This window comes from Streptomyces sp. NPDC051315, assembly GCF_044455165.1.
Lineage (GTDB): Bacteria > Actinomycetota > Actinomycetes > Streptomycetales > Streptomycetaceae > Streptomyces.
The window spans coordinates 611734-636734 of record NZ_JBITEN010000001.1; the positions used below are offsets into that span (position 1 = coordinate 611734).

The 25001-nt window shown below is 71.7% G+C and carries 19 protein-coding genes and 3 tRNA genes; 8 read left to right on the forward strand and 14 right to left on the reverse strand.

All coding sequences use genetic code 11. The annotated features are described in order from the left end of the window. Nucleotides 1-18: 18 nt before the first annotated feature. The 3 genes from ACIBBD_RS02855 to ACIBBD_RS02865 form a co-directional block, all read right to left on the reverse strand. Nucleotides 19-2286 (reverse strand): DUF4157 domain-containing protein, encoded by a 2268-nt coding sequence (locus ACIBBD_RS02855; RefSeq protein ID WP_399417472.1) that lies wholly within the window; start codon nucleotides 2284-2286, stop codon nucleotides 19-21. 37 nt (nucleotides 2287-2323) lie between these two features. Then, a complete protein-coding gene (locus tag ACIBBD_RS02860) occupies nucleotides 2324-2920 on the reverse strand; it encodes a hypothetical protein (RefSeq protein ID WP_399417473.1) in 597 nt (198 codons plus the stop codon). Between the two features lie 460 nt (nucleotides 2921-3380). Continuing rightward, nucleotides 3381-4775 carry a macro domain-containing protein gene (locus ACIBBD_RS02865; protein ID WP_399417474.1) on the reverse strand — a complete coding sequence of 465 codons (1395 nt, stop codon included), beginning with the start codon at nucleotides 4773-4775 and terminating at the stop codon, nucleotides 3381-3383. A 179-nt stretch (nucleotides 4776-4954) separates the two neighbouring features. On the opposite strand from ACIBBD_RS02865, the gene ACIBBD_RS02870 reads away from it, so the two are divergent. Next, on the forward strand, nucleotides 4955-5827 hold the full coding sequence (locus ACIBBD_RS02870; protein ID WP_399417475.1) for a macro domain-containing protein: 873 nt from the start codon (nucleotides 4955-4957) through the stop codon (nucleotides 5825-5827). A 71-nt stretch (nucleotides 5828-5898) separates the two neighbouring features. On the opposite strand, the gene ACIBBD_RS02875 is transcribed toward ACIBBD_RS02870, so the two are convergent. Genes ACIBBD_RS02875 through ACIBBD_RS02885 form a run of 3 tightly spaced genes read right to left on the reverse strand, consistent with a single transcriptional unit; the run spans nucleotide 5899 to nucleotide 8935 of the window. Further along, the gene (locus tag ACIBBD_RS02875) at nucleotides 5899-6684 is read right to left on the reverse strand and encodes a TIR domain-containing protein (RefSeq protein ID WP_399417476.1); all 786 of its coding nucleotides are present in this window, start codon (nucleotides 6682-6684) and stop codon (nucleotides 5899-5901) included. Beyond that, nucleotides 6681-8237 (reverse strand): hypothetical protein, encoded by a 1557-nt coding sequence (locus tag ACIBBD_RS02880; RefSeq protein ID WP_399417477.1) that lies wholly within the window; start codon nucleotides 8235-8237, stop codon nucleotides 6681-6683. The genes ACIBBD_RS02875 and ACIBBD_RS02880 overlap by 4 nt, the downstream gene beginning before the upstream one ends. A 26-nt stretch (nucleotides 8238-8263) precedes the next feature. Next, nucleotides 8264-8935 carry a hypothetical protein gene (locus ACIBBD_RS02885; RefSeq protein WP_399417478.1) on the reverse strand — a complete coding sequence of 224 codons (672 nt, stop codon included), beginning with the start codon at nucleotides 8933-8935 and terminating at the stop codon, nucleotides 8264-8266. 365 nt (nucleotides 8936-9300) lie between these two features. On the opposite strand from ACIBBD_RS02885, the gene ACIBBD_RS02890 reads away from it, so the two are divergent. Together ACIBBD_RS02890 and ACIBBD_RS02895 are read left to right on the forward strand one after the other, a co-directional pair. Then, on the forward strand, nucleotides 9301-9516 hold the full coding sequence (locus ACIBBD_RS02890) for a type II toxin-antitoxin system VapB family antitoxin (protein ID WP_014672540.1): 216 nt from the start codon (nucleotides 9301-9303) through the stop codon (nucleotides 9514-9516). After that, a complete protein-coding gene (locus ACIBBD_RS02895) occupies nucleotides 9513-9926 on the forward strand; it encodes a PIN domain nuclease (RefSeq protein WP_399417479.1) in 414 nt (137 codons plus the stop codon). Before ACIBBD_RS02890 ends, ACIBBD_RS02895 begins: the two co-directional genes overlap by 4 nt. Nucleotides 9927-10088: 162 nt before the next feature. Here ACIBBD_RS02895 and ACIBBD_RS02900 read toward each other — a convergent pair whose 3' ends face one another. Then, nucleotides 10089-11759, reverse strand: coding sequence for an SWIM zinc finger domain-containing protein (locus ACIBBD_RS02900; RefSeq protein WP_399417576.1), 1671 nt, complete (start codon nucleotides 11757-11759; stop codon nucleotides 10089-10091). Between the two features lie 38 nt (nucleotides 11760-11797). Here ACIBBD_RS02900 and ACIBBD_RS02905 point away from each other — a divergent pair, with 38 nt between their 5' ends. Then, on the forward strand, nucleotides 11798-12043 hold the full coding sequence (locus ACIBBD_RS02905) for a transposase (RefSeq protein WP_399417480.1): 246 nt from the start codon (nucleotides 11798-11800) through the stop codon (nucleotides 12041-12043). Between the two features lie 551 nt (nucleotides 12044-12594). Here the strand turns inward: ACIBBD_RS02905 and ACIBBD_RS02910 are convergent. From ACIBBD_RS02910 to ACIBBD_RS02920, 3 genes are all read right to left on the reverse strand, one after another. Then, nucleotides 12595-12668: transfer RNA gene (locus ACIBBD_RS02910), tRNA-Ile, on the reverse strand. Between the two features lie 181 nt (nucleotides 12669-12849). Continuing rightward, nucleotides 12850-12922 (reverse strand) — tRNA-Asn (locus tag ACIBBD_RS02915). A gap of 5 nt (nucleotides 12923-12927) precedes the next feature. Continuing rightward, a tRNA-Asn gene (locus tag ACIBBD_RS02920) sits at nucleotides 12928-13000 on the reverse strand. Between the two features lie 158 nt (nucleotides 13001-13158). Between ACIBBD_RS02920 and ACIBBD_RS02925 the strand changes: the two genes are divergently transcribed. The 4 genes from ACIBBD_RS02925 (at nucleotide 13159) to ACIBBD_RS02940 (ending at nucleotide 18749) form a co-directional block, all read left to right on the forward strand. Then, complete coding sequence (locus ACIBBD_RS02925; RefSeq protein ID WP_399417481.1) at nucleotides 13159-13464, forward strand: YtxH domain-containing protein; 306 nt, start codon at nucleotides 13159-13161, stop codon at nucleotides 13462-13464. A gap of 50 nt (nucleotides 13465-13514) precedes the next feature. Beyond that, on the forward strand, nucleotides 13515-14969 hold the full coding sequence (locus tag ACIBBD_RS02930) for an FGGY-family carbohydrate kinase (protein WP_399417482.1): 1455 nt from the start codon (nucleotides 13515-13517) through the stop codon (nucleotides 14967-14969). A gap of 118 nt (nucleotides 14970-15087) precedes the next feature. After that, nucleotides 15088-16821 carry an ABC transporter ATP-binding protein gene (locus tag ACIBBD_RS02935; RefSeq protein WP_399417483.1) on the forward strand — a complete coding sequence of 578 codons (1734 nt, stop codon included), beginning with the start codon at nucleotides 15088-15090 and terminating at the stop codon, nucleotides 16819-16821. Beyond that, nucleotides 16821-18749, forward strand: coding sequence for an ABC transporter ATP-binding protein (locus ACIBBD_RS02940; RefSeq protein WP_399417484.1), 1929 nt, complete (start codon nucleotides 16821-16823; stop codon nucleotides 18747-18749). Before ACIBBD_RS02935 ends, ACIBBD_RS02940 begins: the two co-directional genes overlap by 1 nt. Before the next feature lie 45 nt (nucleotides 18750-18794). On the opposite strand, the gene ACIBBD_RS02945 is transcribed toward ACIBBD_RS02940, so the two are convergent. From ACIBBD_RS02945 to ACIBBD_RS02960, 4 genes are all read right to left on the reverse strand, one after another. Continuing rightward, nucleotides 18795-20123, reverse strand: a complete 1329-nt coding sequence (locus ACIBBD_RS02945; protein ID WP_399417485.1) for an RNA polymerase sigma factor — start codon at nucleotides 20121-20123, stop codon at nucleotides 18795-18797. 102 nt (nucleotides 20124-20225) lie between these two features. Further along, nucleotides 20226-22130, reverse strand: a complete 1905-nt coding sequence (dnaG, locus tag ACIBBD_RS02950) for a DNA primase (protein ID WP_399417486.1) — start codon at nucleotides 22128-22130, stop codon at nucleotides 20226-20228. A gap of 123 nt (nucleotides 22131-22253) precedes the next feature. After that, the gene (locus ACIBBD_RS02955) at nucleotides 22254-23519 is read right to left on the reverse strand and encodes an NAD(P)/FAD-dependent oxidoreductase (RefSeq protein ID WP_399417487.1); all 1266 of its coding nucleotides are present in this window, start codon (nucleotides 23517-23519) and stop codon (nucleotides 22254-22256) included. Nucleotides 23520-23663: 144 nt separating this feature from the next. Beyond that, nucleotides 23664-24965 carry a deoxyguanosinetriphosphate triphosphohydrolase gene (locus ACIBBD_RS02960; protein WP_399417488.1) on the reverse strand — a complete coding sequence of 434 codons (1302 nt, stop codon included), beginning with the start codon at nucleotides 24963-24965 and terminating at the stop codon, nucleotides 23664-23666. Nucleotides 24966-25001 lie beyond the last annotated feature (36 nt).

Sequence of the window (25001 nt, forward strand, 5' to 3'; positions counted from 1 at the left end):
CGGCGCCGGCGGGCCGGCTCACTTTGGGGCTTCGGGTGTGAGCCGGTGGGCGATGGCCGAGGCGTAGAGGTTGCGCGCCCGCAGACCGGCGACCAGGCCGTGCTGGGCGCACAGTTCGCGGAACGTCTGCCGTGCGTCTTCCATGACCTTTTCGGACACGGCCCTGACGGCCGCCTCCTCGTCTGTCAGGTCGTTCGCCTTCTTGCGCTGGGAGGCCTTCACGCTCTCCTTCTTGCCGGGGTCCGCCTCCGCCTTGTCGGCGGCGGCCCTCGCCTTCCTCGCCTCCTCCGCGGCGGTGAGAAGCCGCTGCTCGGCGGTGACGAAGTCACGGGCGAGCTTTTTGACGGCGCCGGTCAGCTCGGGCGCGAGTCCTTCCTCGCTCCGTCCGCTGACCAGATAGGCGTCGATGTTCGCGAGGTCCTCCTCGGCGAAGCCCTTGGGCAGGGAGCCGCCGTTCGGGCCCGTCCTCTTCAGGTCCGCGTACTGCGCCTTCTCCCCCTGGTGCCAGTCGGCGTGCTTCTGCGCGCCTGTCTGATCGCTGAGCGGCAGCGACTTCTGGTACTTGCCGGAGCGGGTCGGCGGCGCGCTGACCCGGAGACGTTCGTATCCCGGCGCCATCGCGCCGCCCTTCGTCCGGTCCGTGCCCTCGACCGCGTGCCACGCCTCCATGCGGCTGCCGCCGATGGCGCTGTCCGGCTCCTCCATGTACCGGACGGTGAACCCCATGAGGGCCATCGCCTCGAGATTGCCGCTGCGGAACCCCAGGTGGCGGGTGACTCCGCTGCGGTTCAGGTAGTCGAAGACCAGGAACTGGCCGGTGCGGGTGTCACCGCCCCAGTCCTTGACCGCCGGGTCCTTCCAGAACTCGGTGAGGTCGACCACCTTGGCGTCGAACTGCGGCACCCGCACCTCGTGCCCGGGCTCCGCCTGGTCCTCGTTGCCGTAACTGCCCGCGACCGACCGGTACTTGCGCTGCGGCTGGGACTTCGGCGCGGCGTCGCCGACGATCAGCACCGTGTCCACGCCGCCGAGCCCGGCGATGATCTGGGCCATGCCGACGTAGCTGGAGTCGTGCTCGATGTGGACCTCGCCCTTCTTGCCGCTGAACCTGGACCACAGCACCGCGATCGTCTTGCCCTTGGCGTCCACTCCCTTCCCCGCCAGCCACGCCTCGACCTGCGCGTCCTTGGCGTGCCCGGCCGCGCGGTCCCGGTCCAGCCCCCAGCCGGCCCGCACGTCCCCGCGCATGTCCTCGCTGAACTGCTCGCCCACGTACTTCGTCGCGTCGCCCACGGCGATGAACTTCTTGCCGAGCGCCGCCCCGGACATACGGTCCGCGCCCAGCTCCTTGAAGTCCTCCTTGTACCGCGCGCCCACCGCGTTCTTCGCGGTCACCGACGCGCCGACCTCGACCAGGTGGATCCGCTCCCGCGTGATGCCGGACTCGAGGTAGAACCTCTCGATGTTCTCGGCCGGCCTGCTCTCGCCCGGGGGGAAGGTGAGGTAGACGTGCCGCGCCGGGTCGTGCATCAGCATGGCGGCGACGGCGAACTGGTCCCCGGAGGCGTAGCCCGGCTGGATGATCGCCACGGGAGGCTCCGCGGCCGTCTGTTCGGACGGCATCCGCTGGACCGAGGGCGTGTGGGTGGCGCCGGGTTGCCGCGCCGTCCGGTCCGACGACCGCCGTTGCAGCGGCGCCGGACCCTGCAGCACCCGCCCCGCGTTGGCCTCCGCCTCCCGTTCGAACCGGTCGGAAGGGTCGGAGATCTTCAGTCCGGCTCCGTTGTCGGTACCGGCGACGGGACCCTGGCGCTGCTGGACGACATGGGTCAGCTCGTGGGCGAGGGTGTGCCGGTCGGCGCCGTCGTCCCCGATGACGATGTGGTTGCCGGAGGTGTAGGCGCGGGCCCCGACCTCCCCCGCCGACGCCCTCGCCGCGCCGTCGTCGTGGATCCGGACGTCGGAGAAGTCGGCGCCGAAGCGTGCCTCCATGTCGGTGCGGGTGGCGTCGTCGAGCGGCCGGCCGCCGCTGCGGAGGACCTCGTGCACGGCGGAGCGCTGCACGGACGGTGGTCCGGCCGGGTGCCCGCAACCGGGGCCGTGCTCGTGCCGTTCCTGTGCCCAGGGGTGCCCGGCCTGGCGGAGCAGCTGCACCACCGCCGTGTTTCCGGCGGTGCCCTGGAGAGCGAGTAACCCCTGGAGCTGCGCGCCGCCTCCGGCGGGCGTGCGGGCCGGTGCCCGCTCCTTGCCGGGGTCGGGGTGTCGGGCGTTGTCTCGGGTGTGCACGGGTCCTCTTCCGGAGTCGGAACGCGATCCTTCCTGCTTACGCGATGGACGGGGACCGCGACCAGGTATCCGAGGGCAGGACGGGCCGACCGAACGGGCAGGAACGGCTCCCGGGGCGCATCGGGCGCGGCCGGGTCCCGCAGGGGTGTCCGGTCGTCCCCCGCACGATCCGCGGTGACGACCCGCGCGGTGGCGGCCGCGGCCGCGATGGGCGGACAGCGCGAGGGGCCAGGGTGGTCACGCTCTCCAGCCGCAGCGGTGTGCCGCCCTCGTTGACCAGGCGCGCCCGGGCGCGCAGGTGACCGGCTCCGGCCGCCGTCTCCAGCATGACGTCGGCGGCGAGGCCGGTCGCGGTGTCCGCCAGCCGGATCGTCGTACGCTCCCGGCGTCCGTCGCGGACCGTCTCGTGGCCGCGGCAGGCCAGGCGGTCGCCGATGGCGGTCTCGATGAGGCGTTCTCCCGACCACAGGCGTCCGTGGCCGGTGGCGGTGACCTCGACGAGAGGGAGCGGGCACGCCCGGTCCTGGCCGGGTGTGCCCAGCCTGACCGAGCCGGCGGCGTCGACGACGGCGCGCAGCGCGAGCTCCGGGTGGGACCAGAGGGATCTCCCGCCCGTACCGACGGCAGCGGTCAACACGGCTCCCCCCCTTTCGGGACGGTTCGGTCGGCGGCGGGCCCGTGGGCGCGGGTCCGGGCATGCGTGCTCGGGAGGACGGGGGCGGGCCGCGCCGGCGGAGGTGCTCGACGAGTGGATCCCCCCGTCGCGGTCTCCTGACGCCCCTGATGTGAGCGCTCACCCGGCAGCGACCGGCGGCGCGAGCGTCGGCCGTGCGGCTCTCGATTCCGGACGGTGACGGGGAAGCGTTGCCGCCGGGGGCGGGGAAAGATTGCCGCCGGTGCGGGGGGAAGGATCGCCGCCGCCTGGCGGGGAAAGAATGGGCCGCCGGTGTCGCCGACGGCCCCGCGGCGCCCTTCTCACCAGGACGGCCGGAAGCGTTCCGGAAGCGGGCGATGGCTGTCGGCGGAAGCGGCCGGCGTCCTTTCCTGGGGGCATGACCAGGACACCACCGCGCCCGGCCGCGCACCCCGGGCGGTCAGCCGCCGGGGACGGGCACGCCGTCCGCACCGGCCCCGCCCGCGTCCAGCGGGCCGGACAGCCGTTCGTCCACGCCCCGCAGGAACTCCTCGACCGCCGACAGGTCGGTCCTCTCCAGCTCCTCGGGCCGCAGGACGACCCGCAGCTCCGGGGAGACGGCGGGGTCGTCACGGAGACTACGGGTGAACGTGTCCACGATCATCAGCAGCAGCTGGGTGTGGTCGAGTTCGACGATCCGGGCCAGTCCCGAGCCGATCAGCGGTATCGCCACCGGCTTGAACAGTCCGTGCAGGGCGACCGACGGCCACAGGCGCTCCAGGCTCAGCCGCAGGTCCGCCGGCGCGGACCGGGCGCGCAGGTCGTTGCCGAGCCGGGAGTAGGCGAGGGCGAAGACGCGCCGTTTGCCGACGGGGACCGCCACCGCCGTGCCGACCGGGTAGCGGGTGCGCCGGCCGCGTCGTTTCGCCCGGACGCTCTCCGTCGCCAGCGGGGTGAACTCCTTCAGGCCGCGGCGCAGATGGTCGTCCAGCACCCGGTGCCGGCCCGCGAAGAGACGGTCGACCAGCTGGCCCTGCACGCTCTCCCGGCTGATCACGACGTCCTGGTCGGTGGAGGTGTCGAAGGTGTCGGAGAACCCCACGACCAGATTGGCGTCCTCCTGGTCGAACAGGTCGCCGCGCACCACGACGACGTCCACCCGCAGCCCACGCAGGGTGTGGCGCAGCAGTTCGTTGCCGTGCCGTTCCCTCAGCCGGGCCTGCAGCCGGGCCAGCGTGGCGGCGGCCTCGGGGTCGTCGGGCCGTTCCCGGGCCGCCTGCTCGGCCACCGGCAGGGCGAGGTCGTAGCGGCCCAGCGCGGTGTGGCCCGCGACCAGGTCCCGCAGGGCCGCCTCACGCAGCAGGGTCAGCCGCCGTACGGGAACGGCGGCGAACTCCTCACCGTGCACCTCGACCAGCGGCCGGCCCTGCCACAGCCGCAGGGCCTCCGTCAGCAGCCGGACGGCGGAGGCCGGTGCCGCGTGCAGCGCGCCCCCCACCAGCTCCGTGAACAGGGCGCTGTCCAGCTCCTCGGTGCGCAGCTGAAGCCGGTAGGTGCTCTCCTCGCCCCGGGCGGTCGGCAGCCGCCCGGTCCGCACGATCCGGGCGCCGGTACCGGGCCCGGCGAGATCGAACGCGCGCCGCAGTTCCAGGATCCGCTTCTGCACCTCGTTGCGGTTGCGCAGGTCCTGGCGCGGCAGCTGCGCGGACTGCTGCCAGACGTCCCGGTACAGCTGACGTGCCGGGACGGCCTCGCCGTCGGCGGCGACCAGGCGGGCCAGCAGGCGCGCGGTGAGCGGCGTGAGACGTGCCGGGGTGCCGTTCACGTCCAGACGTACGGGTCCCAGAACGCTCACGCGGACGCACGGTGTGCGGGTCTCCACGCGCCTCGCCCCCTCCGTCGCGTGACGTCCCGTCAGCAGTGTCGTCAGCGTATCAAGGTGCCCTGGAGGGAACTGTGCGATCGATCGGCCCGCCGTCCTCGTCCCGTCGGCCCGCGCGGGCCCCGCGCCCGGGGCCGAGGACGCGCCCGCGCGTGCGGCTTCCGGGCTCACGGCGCGGTCGGCGCCTGTTCGCGGGCAGTGTGCTGGTGGCCTTCGGCGCTGTGTCGGCGGTCGTGCAGTTCGTCGACCAGATGTTCCCGGCGTTGCTCAGCCGCCCCGGCCTGGTGACGGCCGGCTCCGTGGCGCTGTGCCTGGCCTGGGGGCTGGCCCGCGCACGCCCCCAGGTCGCCGTACGACAGGAGTTCGGGCGCCCCGGCATGACGGTGGTGGTCGAGGAGGGTGACCTGTTCGACCAGCCCGGCCATCTCGTCGTGGGGTTCACCGACACCTTCGACACCCTCGTGGACGACGGTGTCGTCATCAACGACGACAGTGTGCAGGGGCAGTTGCTGGCCCGGCGCTTCGACGGAGACGCCCGACGGCTGGACGCCGAGCTGGACGCCGCGCTCGCCGGGGTGACCGCGGTGGCGCGGGAGAGCGCGCGGGACAAACCGCGCGGCAAACGCGACCGCTATCCTATCGGGACCGTCGCCGTCCTCGGCAGCCGGCCGCGGCTGGTCTTCGCCGTCGCCTACAGCCGGATGGGCAACGACTGTGTCGCCTCCTCCGGTGTCCAGGACCTGTGGCAGGGCCTGGACCGGCTCTGGGACGCCGTGCACCGCCACGCCCAACTGGAGCGGGTCACCATGCCGTTGGCCGGTGCCGGGCTGGCGCGGCTGCACGACCTCGACGAGGACAGTCTGCTGCGCCTGATCCTGCTGTCGTTCGTCGTCCACTCGTGGGAGCGGGCGGTCTGCCGGGAGCTGCGCGTGGTGATCCGCCCCGGTGAGCTGGGGCGGATCGACCTGGCGGAGGCCGGGGCGTTCCTGGCGAGCCTGGCGTCGGGCGCCCGGCGCCATGTCTGACCCCGGGCGCCCGCGGGAGCGGTACGGGCCCCTCCCCCGGCCGTGGACGACCACCGGGCCCGTACCGCGGCTCACTGGGTGGGCGGCACCCCGCGCCCGTTGCGGCCGTACGCCGCCAGACGGCGGTACGGCCAGGTCTGGCGCCAGTCGGAGCCGGTGTCGTCGACCTTGCAGCCGGCCAGCTTGAGCCGCTCGACGATCTTGCCCAGGGCGGTCTCGGAGCCGTCGAAGCGGATGACGTTCATGCCCGCGATGTCGGAGATCGCGCGCAGCTCACCGAACTCCACCATCAGCGTCCGTTCCGGGTAGGCCATCAGCACCAGCCCCAGCTCGATCAGTACGTTCGGCCGGGGCTGCCCGGTCGGTTCCCTCTCGTACGACGGCTCGTTCGGGCCGCGCAGCTCCGGGTGGAGCTGGACGATGTCGTCCGGGGTGAGCAGCACCAGGGCCGCCTGGGCCTGGGCGGGGGCCGCCGCGACGACCTCGCCGAGGAACGGCGCCGTCTTGCCGGTGGCCTTGACCAGGTCCTCCCACTCCAGCGGATGCAGGTCGAGCAGCCGCAGCAGGTCGAACATCTTCACCCGCACCTCCTCGTCCCGTCCGTGGACGACGAAGACGTTGCGGCTGCGGTCGGGGGAGGGCCCGTCCTCGCGCCGGTCGCCCGCCTGCGCCCGCTCGTCGGAGCGAGCGGGGCCGGCGGCCGGGGAACCGGTGGTGAAGTGCTGTGTTCCCGAGTTGCTGTTGTTCTGGTCCCCGGAGCCGAAGTTGCTGTGGCTGCCGAAGCTGTTGCCGTTGCCGAAGGTGTTGGTGCTGGTACGGGAACCAGCCGCGTCGGAGGTGCCGGCCATCGAAGTCATGCCCCCTGGTGGAAGGTCTGCGTCCCGGAGTTGCTGTTGTCCTGCTTGCCGGGACCGAAGTTGCTGTGGCTGCCGAAGGTGTTGTCGTGGCCGAAGTCCTGGTTGAGGATGTTCGTCTGGCGGGCCTCGTGCTCGGCCAGGTCCACGTTGTGCTCGTGCAGGAAGTCACGGATGACGTGCAGGAGCTGGCGCTCCACGATCTGCGTGTACTTGATCGTGTCCGTCTCCTGGAAGAAGTGGTGGAAGCCGCTGCTGGTGGCCATCTCCCGGATGCTGATGAGCGCCCCGCGGTTCACCACCGCCTCCGCGTAGCGCCCGAGCCGGAACTCGCTGGTGTCGCCCGGCTGGAGCACGTGGACGCGGGTCTTGTTCCACTGCCACGGCAGCAGGTTCGGCAGCCAGGCGCGCGCCCGCGTGAGGAGGGGTCGCATCGCGGCCTCGGGGGTGCTGCGCAGGGTGTCCCACGCGATGCGGCCCAGCAGTCCGGCGTCCAGGGCGGTCGGCAGCCGGTCCACCAGGTGGAAGTCCGCCTGGATGGGGGCCAGCACGTACGAGTAGAACTCGGTGTGCAGGGTGTTCCCCTTGAGGTCGAAGCCCACGAACGCCGTGGTGACCAGCTCCTGGTTCCACGAGCCCACCCGGACGCACAGGTACGCGCGCGCCGAGTCGTAGACGTCGTCCCAGTGGCCGTCGTCCTGCTCCGCCGTCCGCTCCCACAGGCCGGTGCGGGTGGTGACGGCCGTGGTGAACGTGGAGCGCTCGACGGCGAGACCGTCGATGCGCTCCGCCTGCCGCGCCTGGTCGCGCAGTTCGGCGGTCAGGCGATCGGCGACGTAGGCGGTGATCTCCTCGACGGTGAAGGGGACGACTTCCTTGCGCGCGGGTTCCTGGCCCCGCGCGCCCGTACCGCCCGCCGCCTGGTGCTGCTCGAACACCGCGACCGGCGCCCCGACCAGCAGCTCGGCGGTGGACCAGCGCCGCACCGGCTCACCGGCGCCGACGAACGGCTTGTAACCGCCGTAGCGGATCAGGCTGCCGTCCGCCGCCTGCTCCCGGTCGATCTTGGCGACCAGCTCGGCCGTCAGACGGGGGTTCTCGGGGTACGAGCCGGTGAACGCGCCCGCGCCGCCGGGGCGCCGCAGCCGGGTCATCAGGGTCTGCAGGGTGACGACCCGCCGCAGGTAGGCGGTGGCCCACATCAGCCACAGCAGCGCCAGCGTGCCGGTGAAACCGCCCAGGACGCCGACGCCCATGAGGAGGAGGACGAGGCAGGCGCCCGCGCCGAGGACGATCAGCCGGAAGCGGTGCAGTCGGCGTGCCGCCAGCGCGTGCGCGAGGACGGGGACCGCGTCGTAGCCGTAGGACGGTGCCACCACGCGGAACCGGTGGGTCAGCAACTCGCGGATGACGGTGGCTCGGTAGACCGGGTCGAGATAGGTGCCCGCGCACAGCAGCCGGGTCGCGTTGCTCGCCGCGTCACCGGCCGCGCGACCGGCGGCCGGGCCGGCCGGCTCCGACGACGGAGCGGGTACGGAAAGGGTGTCACTCGCCATGGCTTGGCTGCTCCGCTCTGGGGGGTTCATCCGGTACGGGTCATCGAGGCGGCGGTGATGACCCCGTCCACCACGGTGTAGGTGCCGCTGTACGACTCCTGTGTGCCGTCGGTCAGTTCGGCGCGGAGATCCACCGAGACGGTGTCGCCCTCGACGGAGTTGATGGTGACGACGTCCCGCTCGGTGGTGGCGAAACCCGCCCGGAAGGACGCGTAGTCGGGGTGGAAGTTCTTGCCCCCGAGCTCCCAGGCCGTCTGGAAGTCGCGCGCGTTGATGGCCTCGAAGTAGCGGGTGACCGTCGTACCCGGATCGTCCGCCTGCTGGTCGGGCGTCTGGCTCGTGGTCGGGTCGGCGCTGTCGGTGGGGTCCGCGCTCTCGGTGGGGCCGGTGGTGTCGCTGGGCCCCCACAGCGAGGTGTCGCCCTCGGCGGAGACCTCCGGTTCCGAGGGCGCGTCGCCCCAGGGGTCGTCGGCGGACGGCTCGTCGAACGGCGGGGCGTAGGAGTAGCCGTCGGTGCCCGTGGCGCCGGAACCGGCCTCCTCCGAGCTCAGCGAGGGCCAGAAGCCGATCAGCGCGATCAGCAGCAGGGGCGTCCCGGCGATGAGCAGCGCGAACGTCCGCTCCTGTCCGGGGGCGGGTAACAGCCCGGGTGCCCGGTGCGGTGCGCCGCGGCCGGCACGGTGGTTGACATGACTCATGGTCCCTCGCAACTCCCGGTGGTCGACCGGAATCTCGCTTGTCCTCGCTGGCACGACCAGAGTCACAGACCGCACACGCACCTTGACGCGCCGTCATCCAGCGGTGCGACAACCGTGCCCAGACCGTGTTCTTCCGGAGGTGACGCGGAACCGGGCCCGGCCCGATGCCGATCGGGCCGGGCCCGGTTCCGCATGACGAGATGCGACCAGATGCGCCGCTTCCCCAGCCACACTTTCCGCCTGCTGATCCGCTTCCGATCCACTTCCGGCCCACTGGCCGGCAACACCGGGCACCACGTCGCAAGACCCCATATACAACGGGCCAGGTATACTGATATACGCCGTCCTATATACAGGGAGTCGCCGTGAGCCGCACTGTCATCGACCTCGACGACGAGGCACTGGAAGCCGCCGCCAGGGAACTCGGCACCACCACCAAACGCGACACGATCAACACCGCCCTGCGCGAGGTCACCGCTCGCTACCGGCGCCTGCGCGCACTCGAAGACGCCCGGCAACTGGTGGCCGACGGAGCCCTGGACATCGACGTCCTCCTGGACAAGAGCCAGTACCGGCCGTGACCGTCGCCGACTACCTCATCGACACCTCCGCCCTCGCCCGCGTCCTTCTCGCCCAGAACACGGCCGAGTGGGACGACAGGATCGCTGCCGGCCTCGTCGCGATCTGCGACATCACGGAACTCGAGGTCCTCCACTCCGCCCGCTCCTCCGCGGACCGCGCACGACTGAAGGCGGCACTCGACGCCCACTACGCGTGGTGCCCGATGCCGGACGGCGTCTATCGCCGCTCCCGCGTGGTCCAGGAGCAGCTCACCGCGAAGGGCGAACACCGCAGCGCGGGCCCGGTCGACCTCCTAGTCGCAGCCGCCGCCGAAGAAGCGGGCCTCACCCTGCTCCACTACGACCGCGACTTCGAAACCATCGCCCGGACCACGGGACAGCCGGTTCGCACGATCGACCTCAGACAGTGATCCTTTTCCACCCTCACCTTGAGGCGTCGCAAGGGACGAGCACGGCCTCGACGAACGCGGTGACGGTCACCACCCTCCGGCAGCGAATCGCCTTCCGAGAGGGAGATCCGGCCCCTGCCCTGTCGTTCTCCCATCGCCGATGAGATCTCTGCCTGAGCCCTTTCACAGCCCGTGCCGGTCAAGGATGCTCATCAGCTTCCGCCTGCGTCTCAGTTCCGTTCGCAGGCCGTCGAGATACACGGTGAACGCGCCCTCGGTCCCCAGCGCGCGATGGCAGTCACGGGCCGCCAGGAGCAACCCGGCCAGGTGCTCGTAGGCACGGTCCCCGGTCGGCTCCTTCGACCGCTCGACCAGCCGCAGGTACACGCCGAGCGCCTCGGCCGGACGTATCTCGCGCGACAGATCGGCGAGTCGCTCCCACTGCCGGTCGTCCGCGCGGTCGGCCGCCTCGCGCCAGGCGGCGTCCAGGTCGCCGTCGTCGAGCAACGCGTCGATCAGCACGGGCCCGCCGTACCGGCCGCCGCGCTCACGACGGGCGCCCTCGCTCAGGACGGCCAGTGCGGCCGCTCGTTCGCTCTCCCAGCAGTCTGCCGCCTGGGCGGCGGAGCGCAGCTGCCGGTAGGCGGCGAGGGACCGCTCGACACGGAACCGGTCCCGGCGCACCGTGACCGCGTCCGCCGCCCGCCCCATCTTTGCGTACCGGACGCATACGTGCTCGACCAGACGGCCGTCGATGTACGTCTCGGCGGCGCAGTCCCGCAGTCCCCGCTCGGCCCAGGCGAGTGCCTCGTCCGCACGGCCCGCCGTTTCCAGTTCCTCTGCGATGAGCAGATGGGTGGCACCGGACGGGTCAAGGTCCTGCGCGTGCAGGGCGACCAGTGCGTCGACGTCGCCCTCCGCCTTGACCAGGCGCTCCATCAGGTACCGCTCCGCCCAGCCGGACGGCCTGCGCCTGAGCGCCTCGGACGCCAGCTGCCGCATGCGGGCCAGTCCGCTCGGCCCCAGCGAGTCGGCGTAGTCGAGCGGGTCCAGGTCTGTCACGTCGCCGCTGTCGTCAAGCACCGTGCCGACCAGCCACTCGGCCAGCCGAGCCGGATCAGGGCATGCGGCCCGGCAGGCCTCCAGATGAGCCTCGGCCACTGCAGCGGCGGCCTCCCCGACCGCACCGTCGGAGTCGTCGATCTCCCCGTATGCCTCCCCCAGCACCCGGATCGCCTCCTCGGCCGGACCGACCGCCTGCGCCGCCTGCCCGTCGGCGGTCAAGGCGCGCAGGGCGCTCACCGCCTCGGCGACTTGCCGCGCATACCCGGAGGCATCCGAGTACTCGATGTACCCGTACCGGGCGAACGGCCGTGGATCGATCAGGGCGATGATCCGATCCCGGACCGTACCGAGGTCGGAACGATCAGTGGCTGCCCGCAGCTCCAAACGCCGGCGTAGTTCCCGGTCCTCGGCGACCTGCTCCCGCACCAGCGCCAGGAGTTCGTCACGTGACAGCGCCGAGAGCCACGCCTCCAAGCCGGAAACTCGCGCCCGTGCCGCGGCTCGCTGATGCGGGATCGTCTTCGCCCGCCGCAGCACGGTCAGCCCGACCGCCACACAGTGCTTGCAGAAGTTGGCTTCCTGTCCGTACGGGCAGTCGCACCATCCCGAGATCCCCTCCTCGGCGCCGAGGGTGAGCTCCACCTCGTAGACACCCGTACCGTGCACCACGGCGGTGACCGAGCCCTCCCCCACCTCCAGCCCACTCACCGCGTCCAGATACCCCAGCCCCCGCTCGAAGGACCGAGCCCCGGCCAGCGCCCTCAGATCGTCCTCGTCGAATCCCACCACTTTCCGTGCCACGCCGGTATTCAACCGCGGGAGGCGCGGTGACGACCGAGCTGAACGACGATTGGATCGAGGCCCCCACGACATGGGACTCGACCTTGCTGACCAAGGCCCGCCTCCAACTCGTACTACACCTTGGATGGACGGACCAGCCGGACCGCTGCCGCCGGGCCGGAGTCCCGGGCGGCATCGGCCACCAGCAGGAATGGCGACTCGCGCTCGGCCTGCTCGACACGCTCGCCGACTGGCGGCTGGAGAAACGGGGCTGTCCTACGTCCTGGCGCTGACCGGCAAGGAAGTCGCCCACGCCCTGGAGGCCGAACCGCACCGGCCCGCCGACGGCGGGCTCGGACCGCCGACCCTGCCGCGCTACGCGAACGTGCCCGCCACCACACCCGTTGAGGTTCTGGTGCGTTGGGCGAAGACGCACTGGCGGATCGAGCACGACTACCGCGAACTCGAACACGGCCGCGGCGCCGCCGCCGACGGAGAGCACCCGTTGCTCGTCCCGTTCGCAGCGGTGGGCCGAGCCGGCAGCGGAGTGCGGGCGCTCCAGTGCGAACACGCTGACCGCCGCTCTGCCCGCCGGGAACTGCGGCACCCCGGCGTACGGAGGAGGCAGTACAGAGCCGAGGCGCTCGAAGCCTCCCATCCACGGCACCAATCAGGCGATACGGCCCATTTCGGCCATGACTCGCATGTCGCCTGGCCGTGTCCCCTGGGTGTCCCCTCACCTGGATCTTGATCTGAACGCATGAACGGGGTCGCCACCCTGAAGTGGTGACCCCCACTCTGGCGTTCCCGCAGGTAGAAACGGTTCTCTGGAAGAACCTCGGGGTGGGGCGGGTGGGACTCGAACCCACGGCCGACGGATTATGAGTCCGCTGCTCTAACCGGCTGAGCTACCGCCCCATAGCGGCGTGTCGCGTACATGTGTGCGCGCCGTCTGCCGCAGCATAGCCGCTCATACGATCTCACGCTCCGCCTGGTCCGACGTCGCACGACCATGAGGACCGCCCTGCGACCTGCGTGGTTCCCCGCCGGCGTGGAACCGACATGAAAAAGGACCCCTACGGGGTCCTCGATCACGCTGCTCCCCCGACTGGACTCGAACCAGTAACCTGCCGGTTAACAGCCGGCTGCTCTGCCAATTGAGCTACGGAGGACCGAGCTCCCCCGACTGGACTCGAACCAGTAACCTGCCGGTTAACAGCCGGCTGCTCTGCCAATTGAGCTACGGAGGAATGCCTCGTTGCATCGAACGTGCCTACCTGGGTATTCGCCAGGGGGCGGGCGCTCGCTGCGACACATACATTAGCGCAAGCAGGGGGGTGCTCCGCCAATCGGTTCCCCCCGGCACCGATGCCGCACCAGAGACTCATACGAGGGAAGGGTGGCCGCCATGCGCTACCGGCTCACGTTCGTCGTCGGACTCGCCCTGGGCTACGTGCTGGGCACGCGCGCCGGGCGCGAGCGTTACGAGCAGTTGAAGAAGTCGGCCCGGCAGGTCGCGCAGAACCCCGCGGTGCGCAACACCGCGGAGACCGCGGCACAGCAGGGCCGCCAGTTCGCCGGCAGGGCGTATCACGTGGTGAGTGACAAGGTCGGGGACCGGATGCCCGACTCCGTCGCGGACCGCGTGCGGTCCCTTCGGACGCGCTCCGCGCACAGCAACGGGGCGGACGACTGGGGCACCAGTAACACGTAGGGGTCCCGAGCCGACACGGTCACCCCCCGCGGTGCGGCAGAATTTTCGCCATGGGGATAGTCGCCGGGTTGGACAGTTCGCCCGATTTCACTCGCATCGTCGTCTGCGACACGGACACCGGGGCCGTACTCAGGCAGGGATATGCGCCGCATCCGGTGGAGAGTCCGGAGGGCGGGGGGCGGCCCAGCGATGTCGATCCTCAGGCCTGGCTGCTGTCCCTCGGGGAGGCGGCCGGCGGGGGCCTGCTCGAAGGCGTGCAGGCCATCGGGGTGTCCTCGCAGCAGAACGCGGTCGTGCCGCTGGACGCGCAGGGCAACACCGTGCGGCCGGCGATGGTGGGCGGTGACAAGCGGGCGCAGGTCGCGGCGGCCGACCTGGTCGACGCGCTCGGCGGGCGCGAGGCGTGGGCGCAGGCGGTGGGCTGTGTGCCGCAGGCCGCGCAGCCGGTGACCAAGCTACGGTGGCTGGCGAAGAACGAGCCCGACGCGGCCCTGCGGACCGCCGTCCTGCTGCAGGCCCACGACTGGCTGGTGTGGCAACTGCTCGGGCGTCCCGTGCGCCGGACCACCGACCGGGGCGGGGCCTCCGGGACCGGGTACTGGTCGGCCGCCACCGGCGGCTACCGGCCCGACCTCGTCGAGCTGGCGCTCGGCCACCAGGTCATGCTGCCCGAGGTGATCGGCCCCGCCGAGGCGGCCGGTACGACCCCGGAGGGCCTGCTGATCTCCGCCGGGACCGGCGAGACCATGGCGGCCGCCCTGGGGCTCGGGCTCGGCGTGGGCGACGCGGTCGTCTCACTCGGGGCCTCCGGGTCGGTGATGGCCGTTCATCCCGAGGCGCTCGTCGACCAGAACGGGATGATCACCTCACTGGCGGACGCGACGGGCATGCATCTGCCGGTCGTCACCACCCTGAACGCCGTGCGGACCCTGCGCGGGGCCGCCGAGCTGCTCGGGATGCCGGATCTGGAGAGTCTGTCCGAGCTGGCGATGAAGTCGACGCCGGGGGCCCACGGCCTGGTGCTGCTGCCCTATCTGGAGGGTGAGCGCACGCCGAACCTGCCGCACACCGCGGGCACGCTGGCCGGTCTGCGGCGCGAGTCGATGAAGCCGGAGCACTTCGCGCGGGCCGCCTTCGAGGGCATGCTGTGCGGGCTCGCCGACGCGCTGGACGTGCTGCGCGGGCGGGGTGTGGAGGTGCGGCGGGTCTTCCTGCTGGGCGCGGCGGCCGAGCTGCCGGCCGTGCAGGCGGCGGCGCCCGCGCTGTTCGGCACGCAGGTCGTCGTACCGCAGCCCGCCGACTACGCGGCGATCGGCGCGGCGCGGCAGGCCGCCTGGGCGCTCGGGGTGACGCAGGGGACGCTCGATCCGCGGACGCCGCCGGCCTGGCACGGGGCGGCGGCGCAGGTGCTGGAACCGGGCGAGGAACTGGCCGTCGGACAGGCGGTGCGGCAGCAGTTCGTGTCGGTGCGGGAGCAGACGCACCCGTCGGCGTTCCGCGGGTAGGGCCTGGCCCCAGCACGTCGCCGTCTCGTTAATCGGTTGAGGTAACGCGGGTGGAGTGTCCGACGATAGGGGCCAGGGGCAACCGATGCCCCTCCCCGCCGACTCCGAGAGACGTAGCGTGCTCATACGACTTCTGCGGACCTACCTCAGGCCCTACCAGAAACCCATCGCCTTACTGGTGCTGCTGCAGTTCCTGCAGACCTGCGCCACCCTCTACCTGCCCACCCTGAACGCCGACATCATCGACGACGGTGTCGTGAACGGGGACACCGGTCACATCCTGTCCTACGGCGGCCTGATGATCGGCGTCTCGCTGGTCCAGGTCGTGTGCAACATCGGCGCCGTCTACTACGGCGCGAGAACGGCGGCGGCGCTCGGCCGGGACCTGCGCGCCGCCGTCTTCGACCGGGTGCAGTCCTTCTCCGCGCGCGAGGTGGGTGACTTCGGCGCGCCCTCGCTGATCACCCGGACGACCAACGACGTCCAGCAGATCCAGATGCTCGCGCTGATGGCGTTCACCCTGATGGTGTCGGCGCCGATCATGTGCGTGGGCGGCATCGTCATGGCGCTCGGCCTGGACGTGCCGCTGTCCGGGGTGCTGGTCGCCGTCGTGCCCGTGCTGGGCATCTGCGTCACGCTGATCGTGCGACGGCTGCGGCCGCTGTTCCGGTCCATGCAGACGCGTCTGGACACGGTGAACCGGGTGCTGCGCGAGCAGATCACCGGCAACCGCGTCATCCGCGCCTTCGTCCGCGACACGTACGAGGAGCAGCGTTTCCGCAAGGCCAACGCCGACCTCACCGCCATCTCGCTGAAGACCGGCAACCTGCTCGCGCTGATGTTCCCGGTGGTCATGACGACGGTGAACCTGTCGTCGATCGCCGTGGTGTGGTTCGGCGCCCACCGGATCGACGACGGCGGGATGGAGATCGGTGATCTGACCGCCTTCCTCGCCTATCTCATGCAGATCGTCATGTCCGTGATGATGGCCACCTTCATGTTCATGATGGTGCCGCGCGCGGAGGTGTGCGCCGAGCGCGTCCAGGAGGTCCTGGACACGGAGTCGAGCGTGGTGCCGCCGGTCGCGCCGGTGCGGGAGCTGCGCCGGCACGGGCATCTGGAGATCCGGGGCGCGGGCTTCCGCTATCCGGGTGCCGAGGAGCCCGTCCTCAAGGCGATCGACCTGGTCGCGCGACCCGGTGAGACGACCGCCGTCATCGGCTCCACCGGCAGCGGCAAGTCCACGCTGCTCGGGCTGGTCCCCCGGCTGTTCGACGCCACCGACGGCGAGGTGCTCGTCGACGGGGTGCCGGTGGCCGACATCGACCCCGCGGTACTGGCCCGGACGGTCGGGCTCGTGCCGCAGAAGCCGTATCTCTTCGCGGGGACGGTCGCGACCAATCTGCGGTACGGCAATCCCGACGCGAGCGACGAGGAGTTGTGGCACGCGCTGGAGGTGGCGCAGGCCAGGGAGTTCGTGGAGAGGCTGGAGAGCGGGCTGGACTCCCCCGTCGCGCAGGGCGGGACGAACGTCTCCGGTGGCCAGCGGCAGCGGCTCGCCATCGCCCGGACGCTCGTGCAGCGGCCGGAGATCTACCTCTTCGACGACTCCTTCTCCGCCCTCGACTACGCCACCGACGCGGCTCTGCGCGCGGCGCTCGGGCGGGAGACCGCCGAGGCGACCGTCGTCATCGTCGCGCAGCGGGTGGCGACCATCCGCGACGCCGACCGGATCGTCGTCCTCGACGAAGGACGGGTGGTCGGCACCGGCACGCACCAGGAGCTGATGGCGGACAACGAGACCTACCGGGAGATCGTGCTCTCCCAGCTGACGGAAGCGGAGGCCGCCTGATGGCCGGGCCCATGGGGCGGATGATGACCGGCACCGGACCGGAGAACCGCTCGCTGGACTTCAAGGTGTCCGGGCGGCGGCTGCTCGCCCACTTCAAGCCGGAGCGGCTCACCCTCTACGCCATGCTGCTGTGCGTGGTGGTCAGCGTCGGCCTGAACGTCGTGGGGCCGAAGATCCTCGGCAAGGCCACCGACCTGGTCTTCGCCGGCATCGTCGGGCGGGAGATGCCGGAGGGGGCGAGCAAGGAGCAGGTCCTCGACTCGATGCGGCAGCGTGGCGAGGGCGAGGTCGCCGACATGCTGCGCAGCACCGACTTCACCCCCGGCAAGGGCATCGACTTCGACGCCGTCGGCAACGTGCTGCTGTTCGCGCTCGCGGTGTTCCTCGTCGCCGGGCTGCTGATGGCGGTGGCGACGCGACTGGTGAACGCGGCCGTCAACCGCACGATGTACCGGATGCGCGAGGACGTGCAGACGAAGCTCTCGCGGCTGCCGCTGTCGTACTTCGACCGGCGGCAGCGCGGCGAGGTGCTGTCCCGGGCGACGAACGACATCGACAACATCGGGCAGACCCTCCAGCAGTCGATGGGCCAGCTGATCAACTCGCTGCTGACGATCATCGGCGTGCTGGCGATGATGTTCTGGGTGTCGTGGATCCTCGCGCTGGTCGCGCTGGTCACCGTGCCGCTGTCGGCGGTCGTCGCCGCGAAGGTGGGCAAGCTGTCGCAGCCGCACTTCGTGCAGCAGTGGCGCTCCACCGGCAGGCTGAACGCCCACATCGAGGAGATGTACACCGGGCACACGCTGGTGAAGGTGTTCGGCCGGCAGGAGGAGTCGGCGCGGCAGTTCGCCGAGCAGAACGACGCGCTGTACGAGGCCGGGTTCAGGGCGCAGTTCAACAGCGGGATCATGCAGCCGCTGATGTTCTTCGTGTCGAACATCAACTACGTGCTGGTGGCGGTCGTGGGCGGGCTGCGGGTCGCGTCCGGCTCGCTGTCCATCGGTGACGTGCAGGCGTTCATCCAGTACTCGCGCCAGTTCTCGATGCCGCTGACGCAGGTCGCGTCGATGGCCAACCTGGTGCAGTCGGGCGTCGCCTCCGCCGAGCGGATCTTCGAGCTGCTGGACGCCGAGGAGCAGACGCCCGACCCGGTGACGGGCGTGCGGCCCGAGGAGCTGCGCGGGCGGGTGGCGCTGGAGCACGTCTCCTTCCGCTACGACCCCGACAAGCCGCTGATCGAGGACCTGTCGCTGGTCGTCGAGCCCGGACACACGGTCGCGATCGTCGGCCCGACCGGCGCCGGCAAGACCACCCTCGTGAACCTTCTCATGCGGTTCTACGACGTCTCCGGCGGGCGCATCACCCTCGACGGCGTCGACGTCGCCGCGATGTCCCGGGACGAGCTGCGCGCCGGGATCGGCATGGTCCTCCAGGACACCTGGCTGTTCGGCGGCACCATCGCGGAGAACATCGCGTACGGCGCCTCGCGCGAGGTCACCCGTGGGGAGATCGAGGAGGCGGCGCGGGCGGCCCACGCGGACCGGTTCATCCGCACGCTGCCGGACGGCTACGACACCGTGCTCGACGACGAGGGCAGTGGGGTCAGCGCCGGTGAGAAGCAGCTGATCACCATCGCGCGGGCGTTCCTGTCCGACCCGGTGATCCTCGTCCTCGACGAGGCCACCAGCTCCGTCGACACCCGGACGGAGGTGCTGATCCAGAAGGCGATGGCGAAGCTGGCGCACGGGCGGACGTCGTTCGTCATCGCGCACCGGCTGTCGACGATCCGGGACGCCGACACGATCCTGGTCATGGAGAACGGGTCGATCGTGGAGCAGGGGGCGCACGCGGAGCTGCTGGCGGCCGGCGGGGCGTACGCGCGGCTGTACCAGGCGCAGTTCGCGCAGGCGGTGGCCGAGGTGGACTGACGGGGTGCCCGGTGTCGGGGTGCCGCCGGCGGCGGCACCCCGCGCTCAGTCCAGGTAGCCCCTCAGCTGGTCGGCGAAGGCGTGGTCCCTGAGCTTGTTCAGGGTCTTGGACTCGATCTGCCGTATCCGCTCGCGCGTCACGCCGAAGATGCGGCCGATCTCCTCCAGGGTGCGGGGGCGGCCGTCGGCGAGGCCGTAGCGGAGCTGGACGACCTTCCGCTCGCGTTCGCCGAGGGTCGACAGGACGGCTTCCAGGTGCTCCCGGAGCAGCAGGAACGCCGCCGACTCGACCGGGCTCGCCGCGTCGCCGTCCTCGATGAGGTCGCCGAGGGCCACGTCGTCCTCCTCGCCCACGGGGGCGTGCAGGGAGACCGGTTCCTGGGCGAGGCGGAGGACCTCGCCGACGCGCTCCGGCGGCAGGTCCAGCTGGGCGGCGACCTCGTCGGCGGTCGGTTCGCAGCCGCGCTCCTGGAGCATGCGGCGCTGGACGCGGACGACCCGGTTGATCAGTTCCACGACGTGCACGGGGACGCGGATGGTGCGGGCCTGGTCGGCGAGCGCCCGGGACATGGCCTGCCGGATCCACCAGGTGGCGTACGTGGAGAACTTGTAGCCGCGGGCGTAGTCGAACTTCTCGACCGCCCGGATCAGGCCGAGGTTGCCCTCCTGGACAAGGTCGAGCATGGTCAGGCCGCGGCCGACGTAGCGTTTGGCGACGGAGACGACGAGACGGAGGTTGGCCTCGATGAGGCGGCGTTTGGCCATGCGGCCCATGACGACCAGCCGGTCGAGGTCGAATGCCAGTTCGCTGTCCAGGTCGGGGGTGTTGCTCAGCTTCTCCTCGGCGAAGAGGCCGGCCTCGACGCGGCGGGCCAGCTCGACCTCCTCGGCCGCGGTGAGCAGCGGGATCCGGCCGATCTCGCGCAGGTACTGGCGGAACAGGTCCGAGGACGGGCCGGCCGTCTCGGCGGCGCGGGGGGCGGGCGTCGCGACCGGCTCGGGGGCCTCGTCCAGCGCCTCGGCGGGCGGGTCCTGCGGCTCCGGGTGCTCGGTGGCCGGCTCCGGCTCCGCGCCGGACTCGAGGCCGGTCTCCGTCTCCGGGTGGTGCGCGGCACGGTTCTGCGGCGGGACCGCGACCAGGACGTCCGTCTCGGCGTCCGGTTCCGTGCCGTCGGTACGCGTGTCGGTCTGGGTGAGGGTCTGGGTCTGCACGGGGGCGACCTCCAGGATGATCGCTGCTGAGGTGTGCGGCAGCGCTGCTTCGGGAGCGGAGTCGGCGGCCCCGCCGCTGTCCGTCCCGTACGCGATGAGCGGAACCGCGGGGGTGTGGGACCCGCTGGGGACGGATCCGCCGCGCTCCGAGGACTCAGGCACCGGACCCAGTGTGGAGTACGACACATCGCCGCCACGAGGGGCGTGCGATGACTTTTTGCGTCCGGTCCGTGACCGCGTGGTGACCGTGCCGGTCGCCACGGGTCACAGAGCGGCGGCTCCGTGCTCGCGCAGTGCCTGGTCGTACTGCTGAAGCACCCACAGTTCGTTCTGCACGGCGGCCAGTTGGGCCGGGTCGCCGCCTGCGGAGAGGCGGGTCAGCTGGGACTGGATGTCGCGGATGCGGCGCTCCACGGCGCGGCGGCGGACCTGGACGAGGACCGTGCCCGCGTACACCTCGTCCACCGCGCGCCGCATGATCGGCTCCACGGCCAGCTCGGTGACCATGGCGCGGACGGTGTCGTCGGGCGCGGCCTCGCGGACCCGGACCAGGTACTCCTGTCCGTCCGGTACGCCGTACTCGGCACCGCCCGCGTCCAGGATGGCCTGGCGTACGGCGGCGTAGGGGGCGGCGGTGAACTCGTCGACGCCGTACGCGTCGAAGGCCGGGGAGACCAGCTCGGGGCGCTGGAGGGCGAGTTTGAGGAGTTCGCGCTCGGTGGCGTAGACGGGGTTGCGGAGGGTGAGGGCGGGGCCGGAGGTGGTGGGGCGGGGGGCGGCCTCGTACGGCTGCGCGGTGCCGCCGCGGGCCGGTGCCGGGCCCTTGCCGCCGCGGTCGCGGGCCCAACGGGCCAGCTGCGCCACGCGCTTGACGACGAACTGGGTGTCGAGGATGCCGAGCATGCCGGCGAGCTGCACGGCGACCTCGTGCTGGGCGCCGCTGTTCTTGATGCGGGCGACGATGGGGGCGGCCTCGTCCAGCGCCGCGGCGCGGCCGGCCGGGGTGTCGAGGTCGTAGCGTCTCACCATCTGGCGGAGCGCGAACTCGAAGAGCGGGGTGCGGGGTTCGACCAGGTCGGCCACCGCGTCGTCGCCCTTCGCCAGCCGCAGGTCGCAGGGGTCCATGCCGTCGGGCGCGATGGCGATGTACGTCTCGGCGGCGAACTTCTGGTCGTCCTCGAAGGCGCGCAGGGCCGCCTTCTGGCCGGCCGCGTCGCCGTCGAAGGTGAAGATGACGCGGGCGGAGCCGTTGTCCATCAGCAGCCGGCGGAGGATCTTGATGTGGTCGCCGCCGAAGGTGGTGCCGCAGGTGGCGATCGCGGTCGTCACTCCGGCGAGGTGGCAGGCCATGACGTCGGTGTAGCCCTCGACGACGACCGCGCGGGAGGTCTTGGCGATCTCCTTCTTGGCGAGGTCGATGCCGTAGAGGACCTGGGACTTCCGGTAGATCGCCGTGTCGGGCGTGTTGAGGTACTTGGGGCCGTTGTCGGCCTCGTAGAGCTTGCGGGCGCCGAAGCCGACGACGTCCCCGCCGATGTCGCGGATGGGCCACATCAACCGGCCGCGGAAGCGGTCGATGGGGCCGCGGCGGCCCTCCTGGGAGAGGCCGGAGAGGATCAGTTCCTTGTCGCTGAAGCCCTTGCCGCGCAGGTATCGGGTGAGGTGGTCCCAGCCCTGGGGGCTGTAGCCGACCCCGAAGTGGACGGCGGCGGCCTGGTCGAAGCCGCGTTCGGCGAGGAAGATCCGGCCGGTGTCGGCCTCGGGGCTGGTGGCGAGCTGTTCCGCGTACCACTCGGCGGCGATCTTGTGGGCTTCGACCAGCCGGATGCGCTCGCCGCGCTGGTGGGAGGGGTTGTAGCCGCCCTCCTCGTAGCGCAGGGTGATGCCGGCCTGGGCGGCGAGGCGCTCGACCGCCTCGGAGAAGGTGAGGTGGTCGACCTTCATCACGAACGTGATGGTGTCGCCACCCTCCTGGCAGCCGAAGCAGTGGAAGAGGCCCTTGCTGGGGCTGACCTGGAAGGACGGCGACTTCTCGTCGTGGAAGGGGCACAGGCCCTTGAGGTTGCCGCCGCCCGCGCCCCGCAGCTGGAGGTACTCGGACACCACGGCGTCGATCGGGACCGCGTCCCGTACCGCCTTCACGTCCTCGTCGTTGATCCGTCCTGCCACGCGTGAATTCTACGGGGGCGCGCCGACATCCCCGGGGCGTCGCGGCGCCCCGCCGGGGTGCGGGGAACGGCACCGGCGCCCCCGTCCGGCCCGCGCCTGCGAGACGGCGGAACCCGCGGACGCCTAGGCGCCCAGGCTCTCCAACGGCACGTGCGGATCGGCCAGCGCCTCCGTGTCCACCGCCGCTCCGGAGCGGATCAGCCGCTGGATCGGCTCTGTGACGTCCCACACGTTCACGTTCATCCCGGCCAGCACCCGCCCGTCCTTCAGCCAGAACGAGACGAACTCCCGCTTCCCCGCGTCCCCCCGGATCACCACCTCGTCGTACGTCCCCGGCGGCGCCCACCCGCTGTACTCCATGCCCAGGTCGTACTGGTCGGAGAAGAAGTAGGGCACGCGGTCGTAGGTGACGTCCCGGCCGAGCATCGCGCGGGCGGCGGCCGGACCGCCGTTCAGCGCGTTCGCCCAGTGCTCGACCCGCAGCGTCGTGCCGAACACCGCGAGCGGGAAGGACGCCACGTCACCGGCCGCGTGGATGTCGGGGTCGGAGGTGCGCAGCCGGGCGTCCACCGCGACGCCGCCGCCGTGGGCGCGGTCGGCCAGCTCCAGTCCCGCCGCCTCCGCCAGGCCCGTGCGGGGCGCCGCGCCGATCGCGGCGAGGACGCCGTGCGCCGGGTGCTCCTCGCCGTCGTCGGTGCGGGCCGCGAGGACCATGCCGTCCTGGCCGATGATCTCGGTGAGCCGGACGCCGAAGTGGAACCGGACGCCGTGCTCGCGGTGCAGCTCGGCGAAGACGTTGCCCAGTTCGGGGCCGAGGACACCGTGCAGCGGGGTCGGCTCCGGTTCGACGACGGTGACCTCGGCGCCGTACTCGCGGGCCGCCGCCGCGATCTCCAGGCCGATCCAGCCGGCGCCGGCGATGACGAGGTGGCCGTTGTCGCGGCCCAGGGCGGCCAGGACGCCCTTGAGGCGCTCGGCGTGCGCGAGGCGGCGCAGGTGGTGGACGCCGGCGAGGTCGGTGCCGGGGATGTCCAGGCGGCGGGGCTCGGCACCGGTGGCCAGCAGCAGCTTGTCGTAGTGGACGAGGGTGCCGTCGTCGCCGTAGCGGACCGTCCTGGCGGTGCGGTCGATCGCGTCGACGGTCTGGCCGAGGTGCAGCTCGATGTCGTTCTGCGCGTACCAGGCGGGCTCGTGCACGAAGACGCTCTCGCGGGTCTCCTTGCCGAGCAGGAAGCCCTTGGAGAGCGGCGGGCGCTCGTAGGGGTGGTCGCGTTCGTCGCAGATCAGTATCACGCGGCCGGTGAAGCCCTCAGCCCGCAGCGTCTCGGCCGCCTTGGCACCGGCCAGGCCGCCTCCGACGATGACGAAAGTCCGATCCGCGTCGACCACGTGATGCCTCCTCGTAAACGTGCCGCCACCTGAGCGTCCCGCACGGGACGTGAGGGGGGAAGAGGACGTGACCCGATCAGGCCAGGCACTCCCCCCTTCGCCCACTTTCGGGGTGATTCACTCCCTTGTGTCGCCGGGGTGCCGTCACCCGCGTCCGGTGAGACGCGCGTGCAGGGAGCGGGCGGAGGTGTCGGTGAGGGAGGCGATCTGGTCGACGACGACCCGCTTGCGGGCGCGGTCGTCGGGGGCCCGGTCGAACAGCGCGCGGAACTGGGGGTCCAGGCCCTCGGGGGCCCGGGCGGTGAGCGCCTCGGCCAGTTCACCGATGACGACGCGCTGGTCGGCGCGGAGCAGGGCCTGCTCGGCGCGCTGCATCACGTACCGGTCCGCGACCGCCTTGAGGACCGCGCACTCCATACGGGTCTCGCGCGGCACGACGAGTTCGGCGCCGTAGCGGGTGAGGCGCCCGGAGCCGTACCGCGCGCGGGTGGCGCCCTCGGCGGCGAGGCAGAAGCGGCCGATGAGCTGACTGGTGGCGTCCTTCAGGCGGGCCTGGGCGACCGCCGTGCCGTCGTAGCCGTGCGGCCACCACTGCTGGCCCTGGAGCCGGTCGAGGGCGGCGGCGAGTTCGGCCGGGTCGGTGTCGGCGGGGACGTACCGGCCGACGGCGACACGGAAGACGTCCTGGCGTTCGGGCTCGGCGTGCAGGCAGCCGGGGTCGATGTGGCCGGCGTGCAGGCCGTCCTCCACGTCGTGCACCGAGTAGGCCACGTCGTCGGACCAGTCCATGACCTGCGCCTCGAAGCAGGTGCGGGTGCCGGGGGCCGTTTCGCGGACCCAGTCGAAGACGGGGCGGTCGTCCTCGTAGACGCCGAACTTGGGGGACCCCGGATCGGTGGGGTGGGCGCCGCGGGGCCAGGGGTACTTGGTGGCGGCGTCGAGGGTGGCGCGGGTGAGGTTGAGGCCGACGGAGTCCTCGGCGACGAAGCGCTTGGGTTCGATACGGGTGAGGAGCCTGAGCGACTGGGCGTTGCCCTCGAAGCCGCCGCAGTCCTGGGCGAAGGCGTTCAGGGCCTGTTCGCCGTTGTGGCCGAAGGGGGGATGGCCGAGGTCGTGGGAGAGGCAGGCGGCCTCGACCAGGTCGGGGTCACAGCCGAGGGCCGCGCCGAGTTCTCGGCCGACCTGGGCGCATTCGAGCGAGTGGGTGAGACGGGTGCGGGGGGTGGCGTCCCAGGCCTGGGTGCTCTCCCCCGGCGCGACGACCTGGGTCTTGCCTGCGAGGCGCCGCAGGGCGGAGGAGTGCAGGACGCGGGCGCGGTCCCGCTGGAAGGCGGTGCGGCCCGGGCGTTTGTCGGGCTCGGGTGCCCAGCGGGCCACCGACGTGGGGTCGTAGGCGGAGGATGGGACGTGGTTCGCGTGGATCTGGGGGGTCTGGGTGCCTTCCATGTCTCGACAGTACGGGCCCGCGGTGACAATCCGCGG